The sequence below is a fragment of the Pseudodesulfovibrio cashew genome (assembly GCF_009762795.1).
Lineage (GTDB): Bacteria > Desulfobacterota > Desulfovibrionia > Desulfovibrionales > Desulfovibrionaceae > Pseudodesulfovibrio > Pseudodesulfovibrio cashew.
The window spans coordinates 264,297-287,807 of sequence record NZ_CP046400.1 but is presented as its reverse complement, the minus strand read 5'-3'; the positions used below and the strand labels follow the sequence as shown (position 1 = coordinate 287,807).

At 61.9% G+C, this 23,511-nt stretch carries 19 protein-coding genes; 9 read left to right on the top strand and 10 right to left on the bottom strand.

The window, feature by feature from the left end; translation table 11 throughout:
• Window positions 1-151: 151 nt before the first annotated feature.
• The 4 genes from metK to GM415_RS01260 all read right to left on the bottom strand — a co-directional run bounded on the left by metK (window position 152) and on the right by GM415_RS01260 (window position 5,610).
• The gene (metK, locus tag GM415_RS01275) at window positions 152-1,321 is read right to left on the bottom strand and encodes a methionine adenosyltransferase (protein WP_158945997.1); all 1,170 of its coding nucleotides are present in this window, start codon (window positions 1,319-1,321) and stop codon (window positions 152-154) included.
• 39 nt (window positions 1,322-1,360) lie between these two features.
• Entirely contained in the window at window positions 1,361-1,738 is a 378-nt protein-coding gene (gene panD, locus GM415_RS01270) for an aspartate 1-decarboxylase (protein ID WP_158945995.1), read from the bottom strand.
• A gap of 4 nt (window positions 1,739-1,742) precedes the next feature.
• Window positions 1,743-2,591: a pantoate--beta-alanine ligase gene (panC, locus tag GM415_RS01265; RefSeq protein WP_158945993.1), complete on the bottom strand. Its 849-nt coding sequence runs from the start codon at window positions 2,589-2,591 to the stop codon at window positions 1,743-1,745.
• Window positions 2,592-2,700: 109 nt separating this feature from the next.
• A complete protein-coding gene (locus tag GM415_RS01260) occupies window positions 2,701-5,610 on the bottom strand; it encodes an insulinase family protein (protein WP_158945991.1) in 2,910 nt (969 codons plus the stop codon).
• Window positions 5,611-5,885: 275 nt separating this feature from the next.
• On the opposite strand from GM415_RS01260, the gene GM415_RS01255 reads away from it, so the two are divergent.
• The 4 genes from GM415_RS01255 to GM415_RS01240 all read left to right on the top strand — a co-directional run bounded on the left by GM415_RS01255 (window position 5,886) and on the right by GM415_RS01240 (window position 8,349).
• The gene (locus tag GM415_RS01255) at window positions 5,886-6,518 is read left to right on the top strand and encodes a peroxiredoxin (RefSeq protein ID WP_158945989.1); all 633 of its coding nucleotides are present in this window, start codon (window positions 5,886-5,888) and stop codon (window positions 6,516-6,518) included.
• A 218-nt stretch (window positions 6,519-6,736) separates the two neighbouring features.
• Window positions 6,737-7,018, top strand: coding sequence for a hypothetical protein (locus tag GM415_RS01250; protein WP_158945987.1), 282 nt, complete (start codon window positions 6,737-6,739; stop codon window positions 7,016-7,018).
• Between the two features lie 85 nt (window positions 7,019-7,103).
• The gene (locus tag GM415_RS01245; protein WP_158945985.1) at window positions 7,104-7,949 is read left to right on the top strand and encodes a deoxyribonuclease IV; all 846 of its coding nucleotides are present in this window, start codon (window positions 7,104-7,106) and stop codon (window positions 7,947-7,949) included.
• Window positions 7,950-8,058: 109 nt separating this feature from the next.
• Window positions 8,059-8,349 (top strand): YciI family protein, encoded by a 291-nt coding sequence (locus tag GM415_RS01240; RefSeq protein ID WP_158945983.1) that lies wholly within the window; start codon window positions 8,059-8,061, stop codon window positions 8,347-8,349.
• A gap of 848 nt (window positions 8,350-9,197) precedes the next feature.
• Here GM415_RS01240 and GM415_RS01235 read toward each other — a convergent pair.
• Entirely contained in the window at window positions 9,198-11,480 is a 2,283-nt protein-coding gene (locus tag GM415_RS01235) for a cysteine synthase (RefSeq protein WP_158945981.1), read from the bottom strand.
• A 143-nt stretch (window positions 11,481-11,623) separates the two neighbouring features.
• Between GM415_RS01235 and GM415_RS01230 the strand changes: the two genes are divergently transcribed.
• Window positions 11,624-13,396 carry a motility associated factor glycosyltransferase family protein gene (locus tag GM415_RS01230; RefSeq protein WP_158945979.1) on the top strand — a complete coding sequence of 591 codons (1,773 nt, stop codon included), beginning with the start codon at window positions 11,624-11,626 and terminating at the stop codon, window positions 13,394-13,396.
• A gap of 204 nt (window positions 13,397-13,600) precedes the next feature.
• Entirely contained in the window at window positions 13,601-14,392 is a 792-nt protein-coding gene (locus GM415_RS01225; RefSeq protein WP_158945977.1) for a substrate-binding periplasmic protein, read from the top strand.
• Between the two features lie 19 nt (window positions 14,393-14,411).
• On the opposite strand, the gene pgm is transcribed toward GM415_RS01225, so the two are convergent.
• A complete protein-coding gene (gene pgm, locus GM415_RS01220) occupies window positions 14,412-16,049 on the bottom strand; it encodes a phosphoglucomutase (alpha-D-glucose-1,6-bisphosphate-dependent) (protein ID WP_158950693.1) in 1,638 nt (545 codons plus the stop codon).
• Between the two features lie 349 nt (window positions 16,050-16,398).
• Between pgm and GM415_RS01215 the strand changes: the two genes are divergently transcribed.
• The gene (locus GM415_RS01215; RefSeq protein ID WP_158945975.1) at window positions 16,399-18,363 is read left to right on the top strand and encodes a methyl-accepting chemotaxis protein; all 1,965 of its coding nucleotides are present in this window, start codon (window positions 16,399-16,401) and stop codon (window positions 18,361-18,363) included.
• A 145-nt stretch (window positions 18,364-18,508) separates the two neighbouring features.
• Here the strand turns inward: GM415_RS01215 and GM415_RS01210 are convergent, their stop codons facing one another.
• The gene (locus GM415_RS01210; protein WP_158945973.1) at window positions 18,509-19,000 is read right to left on the bottom strand and encodes a Crp/Fnr family transcriptional regulator; all 492 of its coding nucleotides are present in this window, start codon (window positions 18,998-19,000) and stop codon (window positions 18,509-18,511) included.
• Window positions 19,001-19,232: 232 nt separating this feature from the next.
• Window positions 19,233-20,468 carry a M48 family metallopeptidase gene (locus tag GM415_RS01205; RefSeq protein ID WP_158945971.1) on the bottom strand — a complete coding sequence of 412 codons (1,236 nt, stop codon included), beginning with the start codon at window positions 20,466-20,468 and terminating at the stop codon, window positions 19,233-19,235.
• A gap of 293 nt (window positions 20,469-20,761) precedes the next feature.
• Here GM415_RS01205 and GM415_RS01200 point away from each other — a divergent pair, with 293 nt between their 5' ends.
• Complete coding sequence (locus tag GM415_RS01200; RefSeq protein ID WP_158945969.1) at window positions 20,762-21,625, top strand: hypothetical protein; 864 nt, start codon at window positions 20,762-20,764, stop codon at window positions 21,623-21,625.
• Here GM415_RS01200 and GM415_RS01195 read toward each other — a convergent pair.
• Together GM415_RS01195 and GM415_RS01190 are read right to left on the bottom strand one after the other, a co-directional pair.
• Entirely contained in the window at window positions 21,615-21,878 is a 264-nt protein-coding gene (locus tag GM415_RS01195; protein ID WP_158945967.1) for a hypothetical protein, read from the bottom strand. The genes GM415_RS01200 and GM415_RS01195 overlap by 11 nt on opposite strands.
• A 41-nt stretch (window positions 21,879-21,919) precedes the next feature.
• The gene (locus GM415_RS01190) at window positions 21,920-22,393 is read right to left on the bottom strand and encodes an NHL repeat-containing protein (protein WP_158945965.1); all 474 of its coding nucleotides are present in this window, start codon (window positions 22,391-22,393) and stop codon (window positions 21,920-21,922) included.
• 96 nt (window positions 22,394-22,489) lie between these two features.
• Between GM415_RS01190 and GM415_RS01185 the strand changes: the two genes are divergently transcribed.
• Window positions 22,490-23,398 carry a LysR substrate-binding domain-containing protein gene (locus GM415_RS01185; RefSeq protein ID WP_242012309.1) on the top strand — a complete coding sequence of 303 codons (909 nt, stop codon included), beginning with the start codon at window positions 22,490-22,492 and terminating at the stop codon, window positions 23,396-23,398.
• Window positions 23,399-23,511: the final 113 nt, after the last annotated feature.

Below are 23,511 nucleotides of genomic sequence, written 5' to 3'. Positions count from 1 at the left end.
AAATCGTCAGCCTCCCCGCGAAGCGGCGCTAAAGAGTTTAGGAAAGGAGAGAGGATGGGGGTTCGGGGGAAGGGGAGAGGCTTTCCATTCAAAAAAAACGGGGCCGGGAAGCATGCTTCCCGGCCCCGTCGGCATTACGATTCTGCGCGTGCTAGATCTTGCAGGCAGTGCGGAGATCGTCCACGGCGTCGGTCTGCTCCCAGGTGAATTCGGGGAGTTCGCGACCGAAGTGGCCGTAGTTGGTGGTCTTCTGGAAGATGGGGCGGCGCAGCTTGAGGCGTTCCTGGATGTAGTAGGGGCGCATGTCGAAGACCTCGGTCACGGCCTTGGTCAGCTGCTCGTCCGAGACCTGGCCGGTGCCGCGCGAGCAGACGACCACGGAGACGGGTTCGGCCACGCCGATGGCGTAGGCGATCTGCACTTCGCACTGGTCGGCGAGGCCGGCGGCAACCACGTTCTTGGCAACGTAGCGGGCCATGTAGGCGCCGGAGCGGTCCACCTTGGACGGGTCCTTGCCGGAGAAAGCGCCGCCGCCATGGGCACCGGCACCGCCGTAGGTGTCATTGATGATTTTGCGTCCGGTCAGGCCGCAGTCACCCACGGGGCCGCCGATGACGAACCGGCCGGTGGGGTTGATGTAGGTCTTGAGCCTGTCGTCGATCAGGTCCTCGGGCAGCGTCTTCTTGATGACCTCGTTCAGGATGCCTTCCTGGAGATCGGAGTAGGCGATGCTCTCGTCATGCTGGGAGGAGACGACCACGTTGTCGATGCGCACGGGCTTGCCGTTGTCGAACTCGACGCAGACCTGGGTCTTGCCGTCGGGGCGCAGGTAGTCAAGGATGCCCTCCTTGCGCACGTAGGTCAGTCGGCGGGAAAGCTTGTGGGCGTAGTAGATGGGGGTGGGCATCAGGGTCGGGGTCTCGTTGGTGGCGAAACCGAACATCATGCCCTGGTCGCCCGCGCCCTGATCTTCGGGTTTCTGGCGGTCGACGCCCTGAGCGATGTCCGGGGACTGCTTGTCGATGGAGGAGATGACCGCGCAGGTCTGCCAGTCGAAGCCCATGGTGTCGGCGGAGTTGTAGCCGATGTCCTTGATGGTGGCGCGGACGATATCCGGGAAATCGGCGTAGGCCGTGGTGGAGATTTCGCCGGCGATGAAGGCCATGCCGGTGGTGACCAGGGTCTCACAGGCCACGCGGGCGTTCTCATCCTGGCCGATGATGGCATCCAGGATGGCGTCGGAAATCTGGTCGGCGACCTTGTCGGGGTGGCCTTCGGTCACGGACTCGGAAGTGAAGAGATACTTGCCTTCAATCTGCATTAAACAATCCTCCTTATGGGGTACTGCTAGGTACGTCGCCTAGAAATTCGGGTTGAGATCGCATTCGAGAATTTCATCGATCTCGTTGTTTTTGCCTGCGATGACGACTCGGGGCTTGCCGGTGCGAGCCTCGGTTTCGTCGAGCCACGCGTAGGTGGCGATGATGACGCGCTGTCCGGGCTCACCCTTGTGGGCGGCGGCGCCGTTGAGACAGATTTGTCCCGGTTCGCCGGGGATGGCGTAGGTTGTCAGCCTCTCCCCGTTGTCCAGGTTGTACACGTCCACCTGCTCGTAGGGCAGGATGCCCACGGTCTTCATGAGCTTCGTGTCTATGGAGAGACTGCCCCGGTATTCCAGGTTTGCCTCGGTGATGGTCGCGCCGTGTATCTTGGCGCTCAAAAAACAGCGTTGGGCCAATGGGCTACCCCTCAAGTAACAGGTTGTCGATGAGCCTCGCCTTGCCCAGGCGCACGGCCACGGCCAGCAGGGCCGGACCGGTCACTTCCTTCAGCGGGACGATGTCGTCCGGGTCCACTATCTCCGCGTAGTCCACCTCGCCCATGGGCAGGGCGGCGGCGAACTCGTCGTGCAGGAAGCGTTTTATGTCGTCCACGTTCCGCATCCCGGAGCGTACCTTATCGGCGGTCTTGAGCAAACCTTTACGAATGGCCGGGGCGGAGGCGCGCTCCGTCTCGGTCAGGTAGGCGTTACGCGAGCTCATGGCCAAACCGTCCTTTTCGCGGACGATCTCGTGGCCGATGAGTTCCACCGGGATGTTCAGATCGCGGACCATGCGCCTGAGAATGGCGAATTGCTGCCAGTCCTTCTGTCCGAATACGGCAAGGTTGGCCTGGGTCAGCATGAAGAGCTTGGTCACCACGGTGCACACGCCCTGAAAGTGGCCTGGCCGGGCCGCACCGCAGAGGTGCTCTCCCAGGGCCGGGACGTTGATCCAGGTGGCGTGGTCCTGGGCGTACATGGCCCCGGCTTCGGGGGCGAAGAGCAGGTCCACGCCCTTGGACCAGGCCTTGGCCGTGTCTCCGTCCAGATCATGCGGATATTTATCCAGGTCTTCGTTTTCCCCGAACTGGGTCGGGTTGACGAAGAGCGAGACCACAAGCTTGTCGCACAGGGGCCGGGCGCGCTCCATGAGCGCGAGATGCCCGTCGTGGAAAAAGCCCATGGTCGGGACCAGGCCGATAGTCAACCCCTCACGCCGCCAGGTAAGGCACTGCCGTTGCAGCTTTGCGGGGGCGGTAATGATCTGCATGTCCATAATGTAAAATGGTGCTGACAGGGTTACGCACTTTAGTCAAGCGAAATTTCTATATCAAGATGTATTGATATAGCCTCATTCCTTCCGGAAAATCCGGGTCCGGCTAGAGCACCTGACGGATTTCCAGGTCCAGGTCCGCGTTTTCCATGGCCAGGGAGTCCCCGAGCACGCAGATGTCGCCGTGGGCGGCGTTGACGCGCACAGCCTCGGCAAAGGCTCGGAAATCCGCCTCGGTGGCGGACAGGGCCTGTTCGCGAATCTCCTGAAGGTAATCGTCGTCCTGGCCTGTTAGATAACGGGTCAGTGCGGTGAAACCCTTGGCATCGGGCAGCTGGTATGCGTCGATCTCGCCGATGGCTCCGATAATGGACTTTTCGAGTTCGTCCGCATTGACGTCGATGGTCTCGAGGTAGTCGGCCACGCCATCGAAGGCCTTGACCGTGGCTGCGACGTTAGGGTCGCGGTAGGAGACCATTGCCATGGCTCCCGCCAGCCGGTCGAGGAGGCAGAAAGCGCCGTAGGCGCCGCCTTGGACGCGCACCTTTTCCCACAGGTAGCCGGTGCGGATGAGCTTGTTGACCACCTGGGCCGCGCCGCCAAGGGTGATGCCGTGTTCGGCGAGGGACACGCCCTTGCCCACGTAGTTGACCTGGGCCGGGATGGCCAGCCCCTCGCGCGCGGGAAAATCGAGGGGAAAGCCGGAGGCGGGAGCAGCGTCCGATTCGGGCAGGGCCGAGGCGACGGACGCCAGCTCGGGCTCGGCGGCGGCGAAGAGGTCCGCGTCCATGGTGGCATTGACTATCAGACCGCTGCGGGAGAGGAGCAGGGAGCGCATCCGCTCCAGGTCCTTGGCAACGCCCCTGAAGTCCGCTTCCAGTCGTTCCTCCAGGGAGCGCAGGAAGTCGAGGTTGCTCAGGCCGGACATGGCCTCTTCCATGGCGTGGGCCGCATGAGTGCGGGCGCGAAGCCGGGTGGCGACCACCTGGTGCCCTGCCGGGACCAGGTGCTGTTCGGCGCGGGCGCGGGCCTCGGACACGATGCGGGTCAGCCGCTCCTTGTTGTCCAGGGTGGCGGAGGTCAGAATTTCCGTCAGGATTTCCACTGTCTCGGCCAGTTTGTCGCCCGTGGCCTTGGCCCGCAGGAAGAGGCGGGAGGCCGCCTTGGCGCTGCCACGCACGGGGGCGGCAAAGGGCTGGGCCCAGATGCCGCCCGAGGTCCGGGCGATCCACTGGGACAGGTCCACGTAGTCGCGCTTGGCCGTGCCGGACTCGGTCAGAGCCCGGCCGAAGACGCCTGCGTAGGGCAGGAGTTCGGCGGGCAGCACAGAGAGATCGAAGCCGAGGTCGAAATAGGCGATGCCGTTGGTGGGCAGGTCGTGGAAGAGCAGGGGGGCCCCCGCGATTTCCCTTTCTTCCGTGGGGATCGGCCGGTTTTCCCTGGGCAGGTCGGCCACGGACAGGCGGGGAATGGTGTTCAGAGCCTCGGGGGAGTCTGGCTCGCCCTGGAGGCGCGAGAGCTCCGCAGCGTCGGCGATGACCTTTTCGACCTGTTCCGCGCTCAGGGAGTCCTTGACCTTTATCAGGCGGTTGGCTTCCTTATGCGCGATCTTGGCGGCCATCTGGTGGTCCGGCTCCAGGAGCACGGTGGTGCGGTGCGGGTTGTGCAGGAAGAGGCGGGCAAGCAGCTCTTCGAAGATTTTTTCTCCGTTCGCGATCCAGGCCTTGACGTTTTTCAGTGGCTCCTCGAAGGGCAGGAGGGTGAGCGGATCGCCCTCGCACTCCTCGTCGTCGTAGAGCCAGGTGGACAGGGCCTGGAACATCAGCGAGAGGCCGCGCGGGTAGGAACCGGTGTTGTTCTCACGCAGGGCGAACTCCACGGAGTTCACTGCGGCCTCGATATCCTCTGCCGCGATGCCGTTCTCCACCAGGTCCTTGATGGCGTGGAAGATGACCGATTCCGCCTTGATGGCGTTGGACGGGTGCATGCCCTTGAGGCCCACGGAGAAGAACATCTGGCGCATGTCGGCCTCCAGGCCCACGCCCGCCAGGTCGTCGCCCAGGCCGGAGTCCATGAGCGCCTTCTTCAGGGGCGAGGAGGGCAGGCCGATGAGGATATGCTCCAGAATGTGCAGGGCGAGGTTCAGGTTGGCGTCCGCAGTCTCGGCCAGCAGCCAGTTGACCGTGAACATGCCCTTGGCCAGTCGCTCGGAGGCCGGGTAGGGCTTGCGCACCTGTTTGGCCTCGTCGAAGCGGCCCTGAAGCGGAACCCGGGTCTTTTCCACGTTGATCTTCTCATATTCGGAGAAGACCGCGTCCAGAATCTCCAGCCGTTTTTCCGGATCGTCGTCCCCGTAGAAATACGCGTAGGCGTTGGACGGGTGGTAGTGGTCTTCGTGGAACGCCATGAATTGCTTGAAGGTCAGGGAGGGGATGACCAGTGGGTCGCCACCGGAATCGATGCCGTAGGTGGTGTCCGGGAACAGGGACTGCTGGGAGTGCTCGTAGAGCAGGGAGTCGGGCGAGGAATACGCCCCTTTCATTTCATTATAGACCACACCCTTGTAGGTGATGGGCTTGTCCGGTGCCTCCAGCTCGTAGTGCCAGCCCTCCTGTTTGAGGGTGTTGGGCGTCAGCCGGGGGTGAAAGACCGCGTCCAGGTAGACGTCGATGAGGTTGTAGAAATCCTGGGTGTTGGCGCTGGCCACGGGGTAGCAGGTCTTGTCCGGGAAGGTCAGGGCGTTGAGAAAGGTCTGGAGCGAGCCCTTAAGCAGTTCCACGAAGGGTTCCTTGACCGGATACTTGTCCGAGCCGCACAGCACCGAGTGCTCCAGGATGTGGGCCACGCCGGTGGAATCCTCGGGCGGGGTGCGGAAGGAGATGCCGAAGACCTTGTTTTCGTCGTCGTTGACAATGGACAGCACGCGCGCGCCGGTCTTGTCGTGACGGTAGACGTGGGCGACGGACGCCAGTTCGGGGATGGCCTGCTCTTGTATCTTGGTAAAACCGTGACTCATGTATGCTCGCTTGGTTTGATTTTCGTTGGCGGAACCAAGGTTATAAGCACCATGGTCGATAGTGGCAATACGCCAGTTTGGATTGTTGTCCCACCGGCGCCGAGAGCTCTCCCGCACCGTCATGTAGTCTCTTCATCATGTGGAGCGGTTGGCTTGGCCTTTTTTTGCGGAAATTCGAGAAAAGGCTTGACGGCAGACCGGCTCATCGTTAGCTTCTTGAAAACAGCAATCATTCCTAATTCGAAATCAACCAGCTTTCAATAAAGGAGAATATTATGTCCTGCGATACCAACCATGAAGAATTGTTCCCGGAATTCGCCAAAGTAGGCCAGCCGGTTCCCGAGTTCACCCTGGACGCCTTCGATCCCACCGAGGGCGGGTTCGCCAAAGTTGACCTGGGCGAACTGCGCAAGGCCGGAAAATGGGTAGTGCTCTTCTTCTACCCGGCGGACTTCACTTTTGTCTGCCCCACCGAGCTGGCCGATTTGGCCACCAAACACGAAGAGCTGGTCAAGCTCGGGGCCGAGGTGATCTCCGTGTCCACGGACACCCAGTTCACGCACATGGCCTGGAAAACCGATGAGCGGCTCCTGGCCGACGTCAAATTCAAGATGGGCGCCGACCCCACCGGCGAGGTCTCCCGTTTCTTCGACGTCTGGGACTACGACACCGGCCTGGCCCTGCGCGGCACCTTCGTCATCAACCCGGAAGGCGTGCTGGTCTCCTCCGAGATCAACTTCTACAATGTGGGCCGCAACGCCGACGAGCTGACCCGCAAGATGGAAGCCAACACCTACCTGGTGGACCACCCCGCCGAGGTCTGCCCTGCCAAGTGGACCCCGGGCGGCAAGACCCTGACCCCCGGCGAAAATCTGGTGGGCCACGTCTACGAAGCCTTGAACGACTAGGATAGCGAATACAGTCACACTCTCGCCTCCTGTTGCTTGGAATAGCGCCCCCGGCGGATGGTCCGCCGGGGGTGCGTCCGCGTCGGAAAGGCACCGTTTGCGGGGTTTTGGCCGAGGGAGAGCCCTATCACGCCCTTGCCAACACCCATTATCATATGTAAAGGGGGACGCCTCACCGCATGAAAATGCGGATGCCAGATATATTCAAGGAGCAGACAATGGCAACCAACGTGGACGAAATCACGATCAATTATTCCGAAGACAACCAGCTCATCGTCAAGGAGCTGGACAAGGTCATCCTCTCCAAGGGAGCCTGGACCACCATCATTTTCCGCTATCAGGAACTCAACCGCGCCAAGGGCGAATACGGCCCGGAGAAGTTTACCATCCGCCGCTATCAGAAGGTGGATGGCACCTACCGCCCCAAGTCCAAGTTCAACATTTCCAGCCAGGCCCAGGCCCAGAAGATCGTCGAGGCCCTCAAGGGCTGGATCGAGTAGGGAAGACCGAAGGGATCGAGCCGTCAAGGCGGGCGATCCTTTTGAAACTCCGCATCGAATCCGACTGGGACAGGCAGGGACATCCATGTATCTCGGAGCGCACATGTCCATTGCCGGGGGCCTGCACATGGCCTTCGAGCACATTCGCAAGGTGGGCGGCACCGCCCTCCAGATATTCACGCGCAATCAGCGGCAGTGGAAGATTCCGCCCCTGACCCCGTATGATGCGGAACTGTTCGCCGTGGCATGGGAGCAGTGGGGCGACTATCCCATCGCGGCCCACGACTCCTACCTGATCAACCTGGCCTCGCCCAAGGTGGACCAGGCCGAGCGGTCCGGCATTTCGTTCGCCGAGGAGCTCCGTCGCATCGAGGCCCTGAAAGTGCCGTATCTCGTCACCCATCCCGGTTCGCACCTGGGACAAGGCGTGGACGCGGGCATAGAGCGCTACGCCGCCAATCTGGACAAGGCCATCGAGGCCTCCCGCACCGAGCGGGGTATGGTCCTGCTGGAGACCACGGCGGGCCAGGGCACCAATCTCGGCGCCACCTTCGAGGAGCTGGCCGCCATCATCGCCGTTTCCCGTCATGCTGACCGGCTGGGCGTGTGCTACGACACCTGCCACACCTTTGCCGCCGGGTACGACATCCGCACCCCCGAGGCCTACGCCGAGACCTTCGCGGCCTTTGACCGGCTCATCGGCCTGGACCGCCTCAAGTTCTTCCATCTCAACGACACCAAGAATCCGTTCGGCTCGCACAAGGATCGCCACGAGCACATCGGCCAGGGCGAGATCGGACTCGACGGCTTCCGCAACCTCATGCGCGACGCGCGTTTCGCGGACATCCCCAAGACCCTGGAGACGCCCAAGGACAAGGACCTTCAGGACGACGTCCGCAACCTCGGGATACTGCGCGAATTGGCCGCTTAGGCAGTCCGCAGAGCTTTACCCTTTTCCCGTGGACGGCCTTCGTCCTCGGCGCTATCCTGCCTGTCCCGCCGATCCACGGCATCATTCTGAAAGACAGGGAGGAATCCTCATGTTCATTATTCTCGTCAACTACCTCAAGCCCATCGAAGACGTTGAACGCGCCCTTGAGGCGCATCGCGAGTTTTTGGCCAAGCACTATGCGGCTGGGAATCTGCTTCTCTCCGGCCCGCAGAATCCCCGCACCGGCGGCGTGATTATGGCCCGCGCGGCCCGGCGCGAAGCCGTGGAGCGGTTGGTCAGCCAGGACCCGTTTTTCAAGGAAGGCATCGCCGAGTATGAGATCATGGAGTTTTTGCCGACCATGACGGCTGAAGGGTTGGAGGCGTTAAAGGAAGCCTAGAAGGGTAGGGGGTAGAGCCTTTTTACGGTTGAAAAGAGATAGGGAAGCCGCCTGTCGGCGGCGATTGATGTTGTAAGGGTTTCGCCCCTTTCGGGGCGACTTACTTTTGGACCGGAGCGCCCAAAAGTAAGCAAAAGTCGCTCTGTTGTTGCTGCAGCGCGATCTCGGGCCTAAGAGCCGCTAACACGGCTTCCGCTGCCCGAAAAGCGAAAGCCTGCGGGCAGGCGCGCTTCGGGCTCCACTTCAGCCGTGTGCAAGCGGCTCTAAGCCTCGAACTCGATGACCGGTCGCTGCCGGGGTAATTGGTAACTTTCCGAAAGCGGCAATTGCCTTTTGCCCATCAAGCCGAGCTGGCACTAGCCGATCGAATAAAAAGAAGTCATTTGGCTCTTCGAATAATCATTCGAAGGACCACCGTCAGCCCCTTGCTCACGGGCTTAGAAGCTCACCAACCCGGGCGGCGGCTCCTGTGCCGTAACCCGCCCGGAGTCGGACGGCCTCCGATCGATAAGGCTGGCAGGGCGTTTCACTCCACGTAGTCCGGAGCCGACCGGGATGGATGAGATTCTCGCCAGTGAGCACCGGGGCGGGGATACCATTCACAGCGACCTTTCTTTGCTACTTTCTTTGGGCGCTGCCAAAGAAAGTAGGCCCGCCCGGCAGGGCATGGAGGGCTTTTGGGGGCAAAGCCCCCAAACCCGGCTCTCCGCGCGCTGCAAGCGCGATCTTTGGAAGCGAGGGGCCGCAGGCCCCAACGCTGACTCTTCGCCCGCACCGCAGACGCACAGTCCATGAAAAAAGCCGCCCCAAAAGGGCGGCTTTCCTTTTCTCTTAAAGACGCCGTCAGGCTAAACCACCTTAAACACTCTGGGCGCTCCCGCCGTATCCTCCAACCGGTATCCGGCGGCGGCGATCTCATCCCTGAGCGCATCCGAGGCGGCGAAGTCCCTGGACTCCCGCGCCTTCTGGCGGTCGGCCAGCATGCCCTGAACCCCGGCCGGGAGGTCGGAGAGAGGGATGGGCATCTGTTCGGGGTCGAAGATGCCGAGGACGGCGTCCACGGCCTTGAGCTCCTCCAGGCATGTCCGGGCGGACGCGCCGCTCAACTCACCGGCGGCGAGCCAGCCGTTGACGCGCTTCACGAAGCGGAAGAGCACGGGCCAGAAATGGTGCAGGGAGAGGTCTTCCTCCAGGGCGGTCTTGAGCCCGGCCTTGAGGTCGAAGACGGCCTGTTCAACACCGGCTGGAACCGCGTCGCCCCTGGCGTCCAGGGAGAGGGTCAGCGCGGCGGCGCACTCCTGTATCTTGCGCCAGTTGCGCGCCCACATGGAGAGGTTCTCCGGGCTGGCGCACAGCGGCTTGCGGCTGGCTGCGGACAGGAGCCAGAGCCGGGCCGCGCGGAATCCGCCCAAGGCTTCGGCCACGGAATCGAGGTCGCCGCCACCCGTGTCGGTGGCCTGCTGGCAGACCATCCAGGCCTGCAGCTCGCGTCCGGTCACGGACCAGATGGCGCGCAGGTTCTCCAGATGCGGGAAGCGGTGCTTCTCGCTGCCGATCATCACGTCCGTGCGCGGCTGGGCCGAGAGCGCGGCGGCGGCGTGCTGCAGGAACCAGCTCGGGCGGACGTTGCCCCACTGGGTTTCGAGCACCTCGCCCCGCTTCAAGTCGAGTAACGAGGCGCGTTTGAGCAGCGTGAAATCGAGCGGATTGTCCTTGACGTAGGCGTCCAGGTCCACGGTGCGGCCGCCGGAGACCTTGTCCATATCTACTGTTCCGATCTCGCCGTAGCGCTTGTCTCGGAATACGTCGAAGTAGACGGAGCGGAGCTTCTCGTAGGCCAGCCCCTTGCCGAGCAGCTTGCGGCACAGGTCCAGGGATGCGTCGTTGGAGGCCGACGACAGGGGAAAGTCGATTGTGTCGGAGACGCCCATCTGCGCGGCGCGGGCCAGGATGGCCTCCCTGCGGCTGGCGGCGAAGGTGTCCCGGGCTCCGTTCTCGGCGCGGGCCGCTGCAAGGGTGCGGTCGTCCATGTCGGTCAGGCCCACGGCGGCGGAGATGTCCACTCCGCGAGAGGCGAGGTGGCGGGTGAAGACGTCGAGGAGGATGACCCGCCGCCATGCGTCCAGGCCGTCCGGATTGTCCAGGCTCGGGCCCATGGCGTACACGCCCAGCCCGCCGCCGGTGTTCAGGTGCTTGTCCGTGCCAGTTGCCATGTCGTGCACCGTGATGCCGGAACCGGCCTGGCGGCGGAAAAGGTGGGTGGAAAGATAGCGTTCGCCCGAGTCGGGGAAGATGACGACGATCAGGCCCGAGTCCAGGCGTTCGGCCAGTTGCAGCGCGCCGGCCATGGCCGCGCCCGAGCTCATGCCCACAAAGAGCCCTTCCTCGCGGGCCAGCCTGCGGCAGGTGTCGAAGGCGGTCTCGTCGTCCACGTGCAGCACCTCGTCCAGGGCAGACTTGTCATAGATGCCGGGCGGATAGGATTCGAGCATATTCTTGAGGCCCTGGATTTTGTGCCCTGCGTACGGCTCCACCGCGGCCACATAGGCGTCGCCTTCCTCGTGCAGCCGCTTTGCGATACCCATGGCCGTGCCTGTGGTGCCCAGTGCCATGACGCAGTGGGTGACCTCGCCTCCGGTCTGCTCCCAGATCTCTCGGCCCGTGCCGTTGTAGTGCGCGTCTATGGAGGCCGGGTTGTTGTACTGGTCCATGAGCACGTACTTGTCCGGTTCCTCGCGGGCGTAACGGTAAGCCTGTTCAATGGCCCCGTCCGTGGCCAGGTGTCCGGGTGTCAGCTCCAGCTCCGCGCCGTAGGCGGCCATGATCATCTTACGCTCCTCGCTGGCCGTCTCCGGCATGAGCAGCTTGATGCGGTATCCCTTGATGGCCGCGACCATGGCCAACCCCACCCCGGTGTTGCCCGAGGTGGCCTCGATGATGGTCTTGTCGCGGGTCAGTTCGCCCGAGGCCTCGGCTGCCGCGATCATGGCGGCGGCCACACGGTCCTTGATGGACCCGCCGGGATTCTGGGACTCGATCTTCGCCAAAATCTTGACGTTCGGATGCGGATTCAAATGACGGATCTTCACCAGCGGCGTGCCGCCGATGAGCGCCAACAGGTCTTCATTCATGACATTCCCCTGAAATCATGGGCAAAGTATTTCGATGTAACCAGAGCACAGTAGGGTAAAAAAACGCTTCGCGCAACTGGCACGCAAGATGCAATTCGGTTCCCGTATCCCCAGGCAAACTTCAGCAAGCAAAAGGACCAGGCATGACCGCGTATCCGTTTTTGCAGGACAACATCGAGTATCTCCAACGCATCGGCCATCCGGTGTATCAGTGGCTCTCCAGACAGGATTTCAAGCAGGAGGAACTGCTGAACAACATCTACATCAACCAGTTCGGGCTGCACGACTGGAAGATGGAGAGCGGCAAGGGCATGTTCGAGTCCCTGCCTCCCCACGGCCTCTATGCGGGGTGGACCGACAGCCCCAAGCCCGAGACCTCGGCCACCTTCATCGTGGGCGCGAACCTCGGCTACGGCATCAATCACGTCCTGTCCAACACGCCGGATTCCCACAAGGTCATGGTCATGGAGCCGCGCGCAGAGATGCTCCTGGCCTGCCTGGGGCAGACCGACTACCGCCCCTTTTTCAAGGCCAAGAAGCTGCACTTCCTGGTGCCGGACCGCGACTACGTGTCCGAGGTCATCCGCAATCTGGACCTCCAGTTCGTCTATGGCCAGATTCACCTCAAGGCGGATATCCCCAGCCGTCAGCTCGGCAAGGAATACGCCTGGTGGCACAGGGTCCTGCGCGACAAGCTGGAGAACTTCTCCCTTGAGCTCTCCACCCTGCGTTTCCGCCAGGACATCATGGTCGGCAACGAGGTGCACAATTTTCAGCGCGCTCTGGCAGACGGCTCCATCAAGTCGTTGGAGGGCAAGGCCGGCGGAGTCGGCGCAGTGCTCCTGGGCGCAGGCCCCAGCCTGGAGCGGCACGGGCCGGAACTGCTGAAAAGGCGCAGCCACGTGCTTTACGCCTGCGGCCTGCAGACCGTGCCCGCCCTGCAGAAAATCGGGCTCAAGCCTCATTTCTGCGTGGCCATCGACTACGACAAGTCCATGCTCGATATTTTCCAGCGCCTTGACCCGGATTTCGTGCAGGACGTTCCCTTGCTCTATTCAACCAAGATCGTCCCCGAGGCGGTCAAGCGGTATGCCGGGCCGACCCTGCCCATCTGGACCGTGGGCGGCCTGGGCACCTTCGTCATGAAGGAGCACGACCTGGTCATCGACGCGGGCGGCAACGTCTCGGTCACCCTGTCCCGCCTGCTGCGACGGTTCGGGGTCAACCACCTGGTGATGGTCGGCCAGGATTACGCCTGGATCAACAACCAGTCCCATGCGGGCGGCCACCACAGCTGCGCCACGAAGATGCACAAGCGCTCCTTCCACCAGACCACCACCAACGCGGACGGAGAGGAAATTCTGACCACCATCCAGTACATGACCGCCAAACGCGAACTGGAAGAGGACCTGCGCAAGTCTCCTTTCCCGGTCTACAACATTTACGGCGGCGGCGCGGTGATCAAGGGGACCAAGCCCCTGGACATCGAAACCGCCTTCAAGCAGGGCGTGCTCGCTTCCGCCCCCGGCAGCGTGGACCGGTTCATGACCGACCTCATGGCCTGTCGTGGCAAGGGCAAGCGCATGCGCTTCGAACCGCGCGGCCCCATGTGGAGCACGTCTCTGCGCAACGCAGAGAAGCGCCTGGGCAAGCTGTTCAAGGATCTGTCAAAAAACCAGAAGGAAATCCATGAAACCCTCGGTCGCGTGGACATCTTTTTCAAGCAGGACCCGCTGTATATGCCTTATCTCTTCAACGAGACCCTCGATCTGGCCGGGCTGACCCGCGCCAAGCACCGCTACGAGGCCAAGGACTTCCCGGAATTCAAGCGTATCGCCCGGTGCGCTCTGAAAAAGGTTCGGGAGATCGACCGATTGGTCTGCACAGGCGGGGACGAAGCCGAGGCCGTGGCATAGCGGGCTTCGCTTTAACGGAAAACTCATGATCCGGTCCGCTCAGCGGGCCGGATTTTTTGTATCTTCTCCTTTCGGTTCCCGCTGCTCTGCATGCGATTCAACGCCGCATTTCACTGAGCTAAAAAAATACTTGCCTGCCAACTATCGACGGTTTTATTCTTTTTGTGGGTCGACAATATACAAAGTCGATCTTGGAGAATGTCCGTGAAATCGTGCCGCGTCATAATCCCGCTAGTTCTCCTCGTTTTGCTCCTGCTTCTTTCTGCCGGAACAGCGAACGCGGAAGAGCTTCATCCACCCGCAAAGGTCGTTCTGGCCACGGGTGAATGGCGGCCCTACGTCTCTCCTGATCTGGAGGATGGTGGCATTGTCTGCCGGATCATACGAGAGGCCTTCAGCCTGTCCGGCATAGAGGTGGAGTTCAGGCCCATGCCGTGGGCCAGGGCTCTGGAGCAGTCCAAGAACGGCACGATCGACGGCGTTGCGGCCTGGGGCGGATGGCGGACCTGGGCTTCCACCCATCTGGGCAGCGATCCCCTGTTTCAGGGGGACCTTGTCCTCTGGCAACGGGCGGACAGGAAGCCCCTCGACTACGAGTCCACAGGCGCGACCAAGGGGTTACGTCTGGGCAACCATATGGGTGAATCCCTGCCTTGCCAGTTTCTGAAGGCATATGAACAGGGAGACGTGGAACTGCTTCAGGTTTCTTCCTATCAGACGCTGCTCGACCTGCTCTTCAAGGGACGGATCGACGCAGTCATCTGCAACCGCAGGGTCTTTCTGTCGGCGATCAAGGAATCCGGCAACATGGTATATTCCAGTGCGTTCGCGCCGCACCCCAAGCCCTTGCGCACGTCACTCTACCGGGTCATTTTCAGCAAGCACACTTCTTACGCCTACCAGCTCTGGCAGGCGTTCAATACCGCCCTGTTCCAGATGCGGGAAAGCGGCAGGCTGCGCACGATGCTCCATGAGTTGGATGACAGCCTGCGTTGAGCTGAGTTCCTGACGTCCTTTAGAACAGAGCCGAAACGATTTCCTGCGCCTCCGACTGGATGGCCCGCAGGTGGTCCGTGCCCTTGAAGGATTCAGCGTAGATCTTGTAGATGTCCTCGGTTCCCGAGGGCCTTGCCGCGAACCAGCCGTTCTCGGTGGTCACCTTGAGACCGCCTATGGGCGCGCCGTTGCCCGGGGCATGGGTCAGCCTGGCCGTGATGGGTTCGCCCGCCAGAGTGTCGGCGGTGACCATTTCCGGGGTCAGGGCCTTGAAGGCCGCCTTCTGTTCCCGGTTGGCCGGAGCCTCCATGCGCTCGTAGACCGGTGATCCGAACCGCGCTTCCAGTTCCGTATACGCCTCGCCCGGATCGCGTCCTGTGCGGGCCGTGATCTCGGCGGCCAGCAGGTCGAGGATGATGCCGTCCTTGTCCGTGGTCCACACTCTCCCGTTCAGGCGAACGAAGGCCGCCCCGGCGGATTCCTCGCCGCCGAATGCACAGGACCCGTCCCGCAGTCCATCCACAAACCACTTGAAGCCCACCGGCACCTCGTGCAGGCGGCGGCCCAGGTCCGCGGCCACGCGGTCTATCATGGAACTGGAGACCACGGTCTTGCCTATGGCGGCCGACACGGGCCAGTCCGGCCGGTGGGTGAAAAGATAGTTTACGGCCACGGCCAGGTAGTGGTTGGGATTGAGCAGGCCGGAGCTGCGGGTGACAATGCCGTGCCGGTCATAGTCCGGGTCGTTGCCGAAGGCGATGTCGTAGGCGTCCTTGTGCCGGATGAGCGAGGCCATGGCATAGGGCGAGGAGCAGTCCATGCGGATCTTGCCGTCCTTGTCCACGGTCATGAAGGCGAAGGCCGGGTCCACCACCTTGCTGGTCAGGGTCAGGTCCAGGCCGTATTTCTCGGCAATCGGTTCCCAGAAGGCGATGCCCGAGCCGCCCATGGGGTCCACCCCGATCTTCAGCCCGGTGGCCCGGATGGCCGCCATGTCCACCACTGTCTCCAGATCTGCCACATAGGGAGCGATGTAGTCGTGGTGCACTGTGGTCGCGGCCTTGAGCGCCCGCTCGAAGGGCATGCGTCTGACACCCTCCAGGTCTTTCTCCAGCAACTGGTTGGCCCGGTCCTGAATGGCGCCGGTAGTGGCCGTGTCTGCAGGGCCGCCCTGGGGCGGATTGTACTTGTAGCCGCCGTCGCGGGGCGGATTGTGGGACGGGGTGATGACCACGCCGTCGGCCAGGCCGGTCTCCCGGCCCCGGTTCCAGGTCAGGATGGCGTGGGAGATGACCGGAGTGGGGGTGTAGCCGAGCCCTTCCTGAATGTACACGGTCACCCCGTTGGCCGCGAAGACCTCCAGGGCCGTGGCCAGGGCTGGCTCGGACAGGGCGTGGGTGTCCATGCCCAGGAAGAGGGGGCCGTCGATGCCCGCCTGCGCCCGGTGTTCGCACACGGCCTGGGTCACGGCCAGGATGTGATCCTCGTTGAAACTGCCGTCCAGGGACGAGCCGCGATGCCCTGATGTGCCGAAGGAAATCCGGCAGCCGGGTTCGGTCGGGTCGGGCTTAGTAAGGTAATAGGCGGAAACCAGGCGGGGAATGTTGACGAGAAGTTCCTGAGGGGCGGGCAGACCCGCCAGTTCATGCAGTGCCACGGCGTCTCTCCGGTGTTGAGTATCGATTGCCACGCCGCCCGAGCGGTCGGCGAACGCCATTGAACCGCCTGTAGCCGGACAGCATCCCAGCCATAGCAAAGGAGCGGGAGAAAGGCCACGACGGATTCGACTATCACGTATTTTACCAAAACCGTAACAATAACGACACGAAATAGGGAGTAATTTATAATGGCCCAAGCTATTAAACGCGACTACAGATTGATCAATCAGTCTGCAGAGAATAGAAAGTGTATATAGATACTTTTTTTCTTGCATTCTCTGCAGGAGAGATGGTCTAAACCTCCTGTTTGAAAACACCTCAACCCGCAGCAATTTTAGGAGTCTGGACATGCTTACCTGGATCGCAAAAAGCCTCAAACGGGCCATCCTGGTTCCAATAATAACTTCCATAATCTTAGGCGTCGCCGCGCTTGTGTATTATGTCAATCTTTCTTCCTACGACATGGTTTTGAAAGGGGAAAGCAAGGCGGCCCACAACCAGGCCCAGACCGTGGCGTACTCCCTGGACCTTTTCATGCGCGACAACCTGGCGGCCGGAATGGCCCTGGCTCAGGATCCCGGCGTCATCCGGGCCCTGAGGCTCAATGAAAAGGAAGCCGCGCCTGACATGAAGGCCTACCTGGCGAACAACACCAACCTCTGGGGCGTGCTGATCTTCGACCGGGGCGGCAAGATCCTGGCCGGGTCCTCCGCTGCCAATGCGGATATGCACGGCATGGACGTCGCCACCCGCAACTACGTCGCCGCAGCCCTGTCCGGAAAAAAGAACTACGTGACCAACACGGTGTTCAAATCCAAGGACGGCACGTCCTACCTCTTCGGCGCCAGCCAGCCGGTCTACGATAACAACGGCAGCGTCCTCGGCGGCATCGCCCTGCTGTGCTCCTGGGACAAGTTCACCAAGGTCTTTATAGACCCCATCGTCATCGGGACCGAGGGATACGGCTTCGTCTTTGACGGGACGGGCCGCTTCATCCACCACCCCAAGGACGCCTCGGCCATGCTCAAGGATTACAGCCGCGAAGGTTTCGTCAAGGAGGCCATGCGGATGGGCAAGGGCCAAATCACTTACGAGTGGGACGGCAAGAACAAATTCATGGCCTTTGTCACGGATGAAACCACCGGCTGGATCGTGTGCATGTCCGCCTTCGAGGATGACCTGGCAGCCGGAGCCATACACCAGGGCTACGTGCTCATGGGCATCGGCGCGGGTATCATCCTGCTGGTCATCGGCATCGTCACCCTCTTCCTCAACAGGCTGGTCATCTCGCCTGTGTCCGATGGAATGGTCCTGGCTCACGACATGTCCCAGGGTGACCTGCTCAAGGACATCGACTCCAAGTCTCCCAACGAACTGGGACGGCTCATGCGTTCCCTCGGCTCCATGGTCGACGCCCTGCGCGGCGTGGTCCACAACGTCAAGTCCGCTGCCGAGATGGTCGCCGCGGGCAGCGAGGAGATCGCCGCCTCCGCCGAGCAGATGAGCGAAGGTTCCGTGGAGCAGGCCGCCAGCGTGGAGGAGATTTCCGCCTCCATGGAAATGATGGCCGAGAATATCAAGCACAATATGGAGACCGCCCAGAAGACCCGCGACATCGCGGTGCGTACGGCCCGGGACGCCCAGGAAGGCGGCGAGGCCGTCAAGCAGACCGTCTCCGCCATGCGGGACATCGCGGACCGCACCTCCATCATCGAGGAGATCGCCCGCCAGACCAACCTGCTGGCCCTGAACGCGGCCATTGAGGCCGCCCGCGCAGGAGAGCACGGCAAGGGCTTCGCCGTTGTCGCCGCCGAAGTCCGCAAGCTGGCCGAACGCAGCGGCGTGGCCGCCGCCGAGATCAGCGAGCTGACCGGCAACAGCCTGCAGGTGGCGGAAAAGGCCGGTTCCATGCTCGAGCAGATCGTGCAGGACATCCAGCACAACGAGGAGCTGGTTCAGGAAGTCGCCGCGGCCAGTCGCGAGCAGCACGACTCCTCCCAACAGATTACCACCTCCATCCAGCACCTTGACGTGGTGGTCCAGAAGAACGCCTCCTTCTCCGAGGAACTGTCCGCCACCTCCCAGGAGCTGTCCAGCCAGGCAGTTCAGTTGCAGCAGACCATGGACTTCTTCCGGGTCGCGGCCCATCGCACGGACCCGTCCATGCGGGGAGGCGTCAAGGTGGTCGGCCGGCCCGCCCAACGGCAGCTTCCGGCCGTGTCGGCAGCTCACGGCGCGCCGCACACCGAGCCCAAGCCCATCATGCGTCAGGCTATCACGGCCGATGGCGAGGACGAGTACGAGCGCTTCTAAGCGATTCCTGGAGCGAGATTAAAACGGCGGCGCATCCTGTTCGGGTGCGCCGCCTTTGTTTGTTGGCTTTGGCCCCACGGAGGAGTGACGGGCCATGATGGCAAGGGGAGGCCAGGAGACTCGACGCGTCCTCCCGGCAGGGGGATCAGTTGCGCAGATCGTCAAGTTCGGCCTGGAGCTTGGCGATTCTCCGGTCCGCCTCCTTGAGGCGCATGGCCAGAACCTCGGCAAATATTCTGTAGATGATCGCCTGGGTGAAAATCTTGCCCACGTCGCCCATGGCTCCGAGGGCGTCTTCGTCAAAGGCCACCACCAGCGACCGGCGAAGTGCCGTGACTCGGCTCGAACATGAGCACCCGTCTTCCACCGAGACCTCGCCGAATACATCCCCCAACCGGTCCAGACGGTAGGGCTCCTCGCCGATCCCGCTCACCTCCACCTCTCCGGCAATGAGAAAGTGGACCTGCCGTTCACACACACCGTCGCCCATGATCACCTCGCCCGGGTCGTAGCGGCGGAGGGATGCGGCGTTCATGGCCAGGCGGATATGGTCGTCGGGCAGGGCGTCAAAGGCGGGTACGCAACGCAACCGTTTCATGAAACAGTTGTTTTCCGGATCGAAAGGGACTTCCTTCATGTCGAACCTCGTCGGGTAGAGCACTCGGTTTGTCCCAACTTAACAGAAAAATATGAGCGATGCGACATGGGCGTATCTAAAACAGGATGTGGTCCCGAGTTCGCGGCGGGATCGTATATGCCAATGCGAGCGGGGGGGCGTTGCACCTCAGGTTGCGCCATGGGTGTTACCCAAGTGCCGTGGGGGGCCGTCGTGCCTTCGACCTGGCGGCGCGGATGGTTGGCTTTACGACCTAGCTCAGCGCATTCAGGGCGCGGACCCTCGCCAGCACCGGGGGGTGGCTGTAGTCGAGCCATACGGTCAGAGGGTGCGGGGTGAGGTTGCTCAGGTTGCTGGCCGAGAGCTTTTTCAGGGCGGAGACCATGGCCTGCGGCGCTCCCGTGGTTCTGGCCGCGAACTCGTCCGCCTCGAATTCATGCTTGCGGGAGACGTAGTTGCCCGCCACGGAGAGGACCAGCGACAGGGGAGTGTAGAGCAGGATGAAGAAGACCAACCCCGCGTAGAGGGAGGGTTGCTCCATGCCGAAAGCGGCGAACAGGCCGGGTGAATCCATGAACAGGGACATGAGGTAGAAGACCGCCCCGGTCCTGACGATGCCTACCAGCAGCCGTTTGCGGATGTGCCCGCGCTTGGAGTGGCCGACCTCATGGGCGAGCACGGCCCGGATTTCCTCCGGGGACTGCTCCCTGATCAGGGTGTCGAACAGGGCGATGCGCTTGCGCCTGCCGAATCCGGTGAAAAAGGCGTTGCCCTTGGTGGAGCGCTTGGAGCCGTCCATGACGAAGATGCCCTCCAGCTCGAAGTCCGCCCCTGCTGCGTAATTCTCCAGGGCGGTGCGCAGCTCCCCGTCTTCCAGGGGCGTGAACTTGTTGAAGAGCGGCAGTATCCAGGTGGGGGCCACATAGGTCAGCCCCAGGCTGAAGAGCGAGGCCATGCCCCAGCACCAGAGCCAGGCCGAGTCCCCGGTGCGCTCAAAGAAGAAGAGCACTCCGGCCAACAGCCCGCCGCCAAGCAGCGCTGTGAGCACCAACCCCTTCACCCGGTCGGCCACGAAGGTGCCCGCTGTGGTCTTGTTGAAGCCGAAGCGGTTCTCCAGCACGAAGGTGTGGTATATTTCGAAGGGCAGGCTCAGGGCATAGCTGGCCAGGCTGAGGGTGCCGATGTAGAGCAACCCGGTGATCAGCGGCGAGTACCCGAGGGAGCGCATTGCGACGTCCAGCCAGTTGAAGCCGCCGAGCAGGATGACGGCAAAGGAGACCAGGGTGGAGGCCGTGTCCGCCACATTGGAAAAGCGCATGTTCGCCTTGGCATAGGCCTGGGAATCGGCATAGCCCCCGGCGTCGTAGATGTCCGCGAATTCTTCAGGCGGCTCGGGTGTCATGGCCCTGGTAGTGAGAAAGTTAGACAGCACACCGAGGAGCCATGAGAGGGCGAGAGAAGCGAGGATGACGGCGAGATATACGTTCAACTGGGCTCCGGTTCGTTCTGTTGGTGGCGTGAATATCCAGTTGCGGCAACCTGTTGGCGCAACGGAAAAGATTGGGAATGTACGCTATACGGTGGACGCTTTCGCGTCAATGGCGGAATGGGAAAAAGGAAACGGCCACGCGGAATCGTCACCCCGGAACGGGTGCCATCCGCTTATCCCGGCCTCCTATCCTCTCGGAAAATGGGCCAATTCGCCAATCGGCTTGCGAAAACCTTCGCCCTGTATTAATTTGCGCTTAACAATACTGTTACAACCATCGAAAAAACGAAGCCATGCCCAAAGCCACCGCCAAGGACATCAGGGAAGATATCGCCCGCGCGCGAGCCTACGCCAGGAAGAACGACTATCTCAGGACGCTCTCCTGTCTGGCCAGCGCGCTCAAGAATATGCTCACCAGTCCGGTGTTCGGGGCGGAGAAGTTCGAGATCTACGCCCACCTGGACGAGGCCATGCGAGATCTGAACAAGATGCCCATGATCGAGAAGCTCTTTCCGGCCGGGCTCAAGTACCAGCGGGGCAAGGAAAAGGATTTTTATCTCACCTTGATGCGCCTTCACAAGAAGCTGAAGGAGGCCATGGACAAGGCCCGTACGACAAAGCAGCGCAACCGCTACCAGGTTCTCGACGATAACCTGATCAAGGCGGGCAAGCTGGTCCAGGCAGGCGATCAACTCGAAGCTCGAAAGCTTTACCGGAAGATTTCCGAGCACTTCCAGGATATTGAGGGCATAGATTCGGACATCGGCAACCGCATGACCCAGTTCGGCATGTTTCAGGAAGCCGTCGAGTACCTGACCAAGGCCCTGGAAATATCCATGAGTGACATCCGCGCCCACAACGCGCTGATTGCCTGTTATGAAGGGTTGGGGGAGACGGAAAAGGGGCTGGACGCCATTCAGAACTGCATGCGCTACCTGGGCGTGAGCGAAAATCTCTACGTGCGGGCGGCCAAACTTCACCTGGCCAAACGGGACTGGGGAGAGGTCTACAACAACGCCAAGGCCGCACTGGATCGTAATCCGCTCAACGCAGAGGCCAGCAAGTTGCTCAAGCAGGCCGAACCCCGGGTCATGGCCGGGGGCAGCGCCAAGCCCTCGGGAGGGCAGGCCAAGAAAACCCACGATCTCAATTTCTAGGCCGTCCGAGGCAATCGCGGCGACGCGGCCGGAACAGCCACGGGGCGAGCAGGCTTCGCCATCCCCGACCGGTTCCCGAAGGGCGGCCCTCGATCACCAGTCGGGCGAGAAAGACGGCAAATCCCACCGCAAACGCCACCATGGCCGTGCCGAGCAGGCCGCACCAACCGGACCCGGCGAACAGCAATGCCGCCGCGGCCATGGCGTATCCCACGAGTCCCGCCAGTCCTATGATCCAGATGAAACGCTGCATGCCTTTCTTATCGGCCCTTTTTTTGCGCCGCATTAGGGATTTCACTGCATGCGAAAGCGCTCCCTGTCAACCCGCATGACCGCTCCGTTTGCGAGGACCACGGCCAGTCCGCCATCCCGGTCCACTACCATCCCTACCACGCCGGTCCCGAACCGGCAGACCTCGCCGACCTCGCCGGCAAGGGAGACCGCATAAACCGCGCCTTCGCCGGTCCCGACATACACGGTGCGTAAACGATCCACGGCCAGGACGCGGGGTTCTCCCGGCACCCGGGCCAACAGCACCGTGCCGGAACTCGGCGTCAGGCAGTATACGCACCCGGTGTCCCTGTCGGCGGTGTACAGGTTACCCCGCTTGTCCAGGACCAGTCCCACAGCGGTGGGCATCACCCGGCAGAGGACATGACCCATGGGCGCGCTCTTGCCTCCGGGTGCGGCCAAGGCATTGCTTACGGCCAGCAGCATGACGGTCATCGCCACAACCAACACGCATCGAAACATCGAAAAACCCTGCATGACGAACCTCCTTTATCGTGTGCGCCCGACGCTATTTTCTGCACATTGATATGTCCAATACATATTTACACGAAGATTGATATCTGTTACATCTGAATGATGGAACTCAGACAACTCAAGTATTTCATCGCCGTGGCAGAGGAACTGCACTTCGGCCGAGCCGCCGAACGGTGCCACATTGCCCAGCCGCCACTCTCCCAGCAGATCAAGCGCCTTGAGGAGGAGCTGGGGGTGACGCTCCTGGAACGGACCAGCCGCAAGGTCTCCCTCACCCCGGAGGGCACCGAGTTCCTGCGCCGTTGTCGGGATATCCGGGACCGGCTCGAAGAGGCGGTAAACTGCGTCCAGGACATGGCCCAGGGACTGGAGGGGCAGCTCCGGGTCGGGTTCATCGGCCCGGCGTCGCTGTCCAAACTGCCCAAGGCCATCCGCGCCTTCCGCGAGCAGAATCCCAACATCCGGCTGGACTTCTCGGCCCAGTCCACCACAGAACAACTGCCCATGCTGCGTGGCGACCGGCTGGACATCGCCTTTGTCCGGCTCTTCGGCCACGACACGCGCGGGCTCGACACGCTGCTTTTCCTGCGCGAGCCCTATGTCCTTGCCGTGCCCGAAGGCCACGCCTTTACCAGCCGCGAACGAATCGACATCACCGACCTGGAGGACGAACCGCTCATCTTCAATCAGCGTATCGCCCAGCCCGCCCTGTACCGCTCGCTCATCGGCTCCTTTCACAAGGCCGGGTTCATGCCCAGCATCGTCCAGGAGGTGAACACCGAGCAGTCCACCGTGGCGTTGGTGGCCACAGGCCTGGGCTGCGCTCTGGTTCCTGCCTCCAGCGCAGGCGACCGGCGCTCCGGCGTGGTCTTCCGCCCCCTGGACGGCGACCTCCCGCAATGGGAGATCACAGCCCTTTGGAAAAAGAAAAACGAGAGTGTCCTGCTGCGGAAATTCCTTGATGTGGTGGCACAGTTCCGGGAGATTTCCGACGCCGTCTCGGCCTGAGCCGCATTGCCCGCATTGCCTGTTCATGAGGCCTCCTTTTCTGTTCCTCCGGAATTTTTCAGTGGATGAACCCTTACATATGCGTCTGAATGATGATATGTACAATATATATT

Coding starts and splice junctions, on each gene's coding strand:
- metK (WP_158945997.1), bottom strand. CDS start 1,321: ATGCAGATTGAAGGCAAGTATCTCTTCACTTCCGAGTCCGTGACCGAA.
- panC (WP_158945993.1), bottom strand. CDS start 2,591: ATGCAGATCATTACCGCCCCCGCAAAGCTGCAACGGCAGTGCCTTACC.
- GM415_RS01260 (WP_158945991.1), bottom strand. CDS start 5,610: ATGAGTCACGGTTTTACCAAGATACAAGAGCAGGCCATCCCCGAACTG.
- GM415_RS01255 (WP_158945989.1), top strand. CDS start 5,886: ATGTCCTGCGATACCAACCATGAAGAATTGTTCCCGGAATTCGCCAAA.
- GM415_RS01250 (WP_158945987.1), top strand. CDS start 6,737: ATGGCAACCAACGTGGACGAAATCACGATCAATTATTCCGAAGACAAC.
- GM415_RS01245 (WP_158945985.1), top strand. CDS start 7,104: ATGTATCTCGGAGCGCACATGTCCATTGCCGGGGGCCTGCACATGGCC.
- GM415_RS01240 (WP_158945983.1), top strand. CDS start 8,059: ATGTTCATTATTCTCGTCAACTACCTCAAGCCCATCGAAGACGTTGAA.
- GM415_RS01235 (WP_158945981.1), bottom strand. CDS start 11,480: ATGAATGAAGACCTGTTGGCGCTCATCGGCGGCACGCCGCTGGTGAAG.
- GM415_RS01230 (WP_158945979.1), top strand. CDS start 11,624: ATGACCGCGTATCCGTTTTTGCAGGACAACATCGAGTATCTCCAACGC.
- GM415_RS01215 (WP_158945975.1), top strand. CDS start 16,399: ATGCTTACCTGGATCGCAAAAAGCCTCAAACGGGCCATCCTGGTTCCA.
- GM415_RS01210 (WP_158945973.1), bottom strand. CDS start 19,000: ATGAAGGAAGTCCCTTTCGATCCGGAAAACAACTGTTTCATGAAACGG.
- GM415_RS01200 (WP_158945969.1), top strand. CDS start 20,762: ATGCCCAAAGCCACCGCCAAGGACATCAGGGAAGATATCGCCCGCGCG.
- GM415_RS01195 (WP_158945967.1), bottom strand. CDS start 21,878: ATGCAGCGTTTCATCTGGATCATAGGACTGGCGGGACTCGTGGGATAC.
- GM415_RS01190 (WP_158945965.1), bottom strand. CDS start 22,393: ATGCAGGGTTTTTCGATGTTTCGATGCGTGTTGGTTGTGGCGATGACC.
- GM415_RS01185 (WP_242012309.1), top strand. CDS start 22,490: ATGATGGAACTCAGACAACTCAAGTATTTCATCGCCGTGGCAGAGGAA.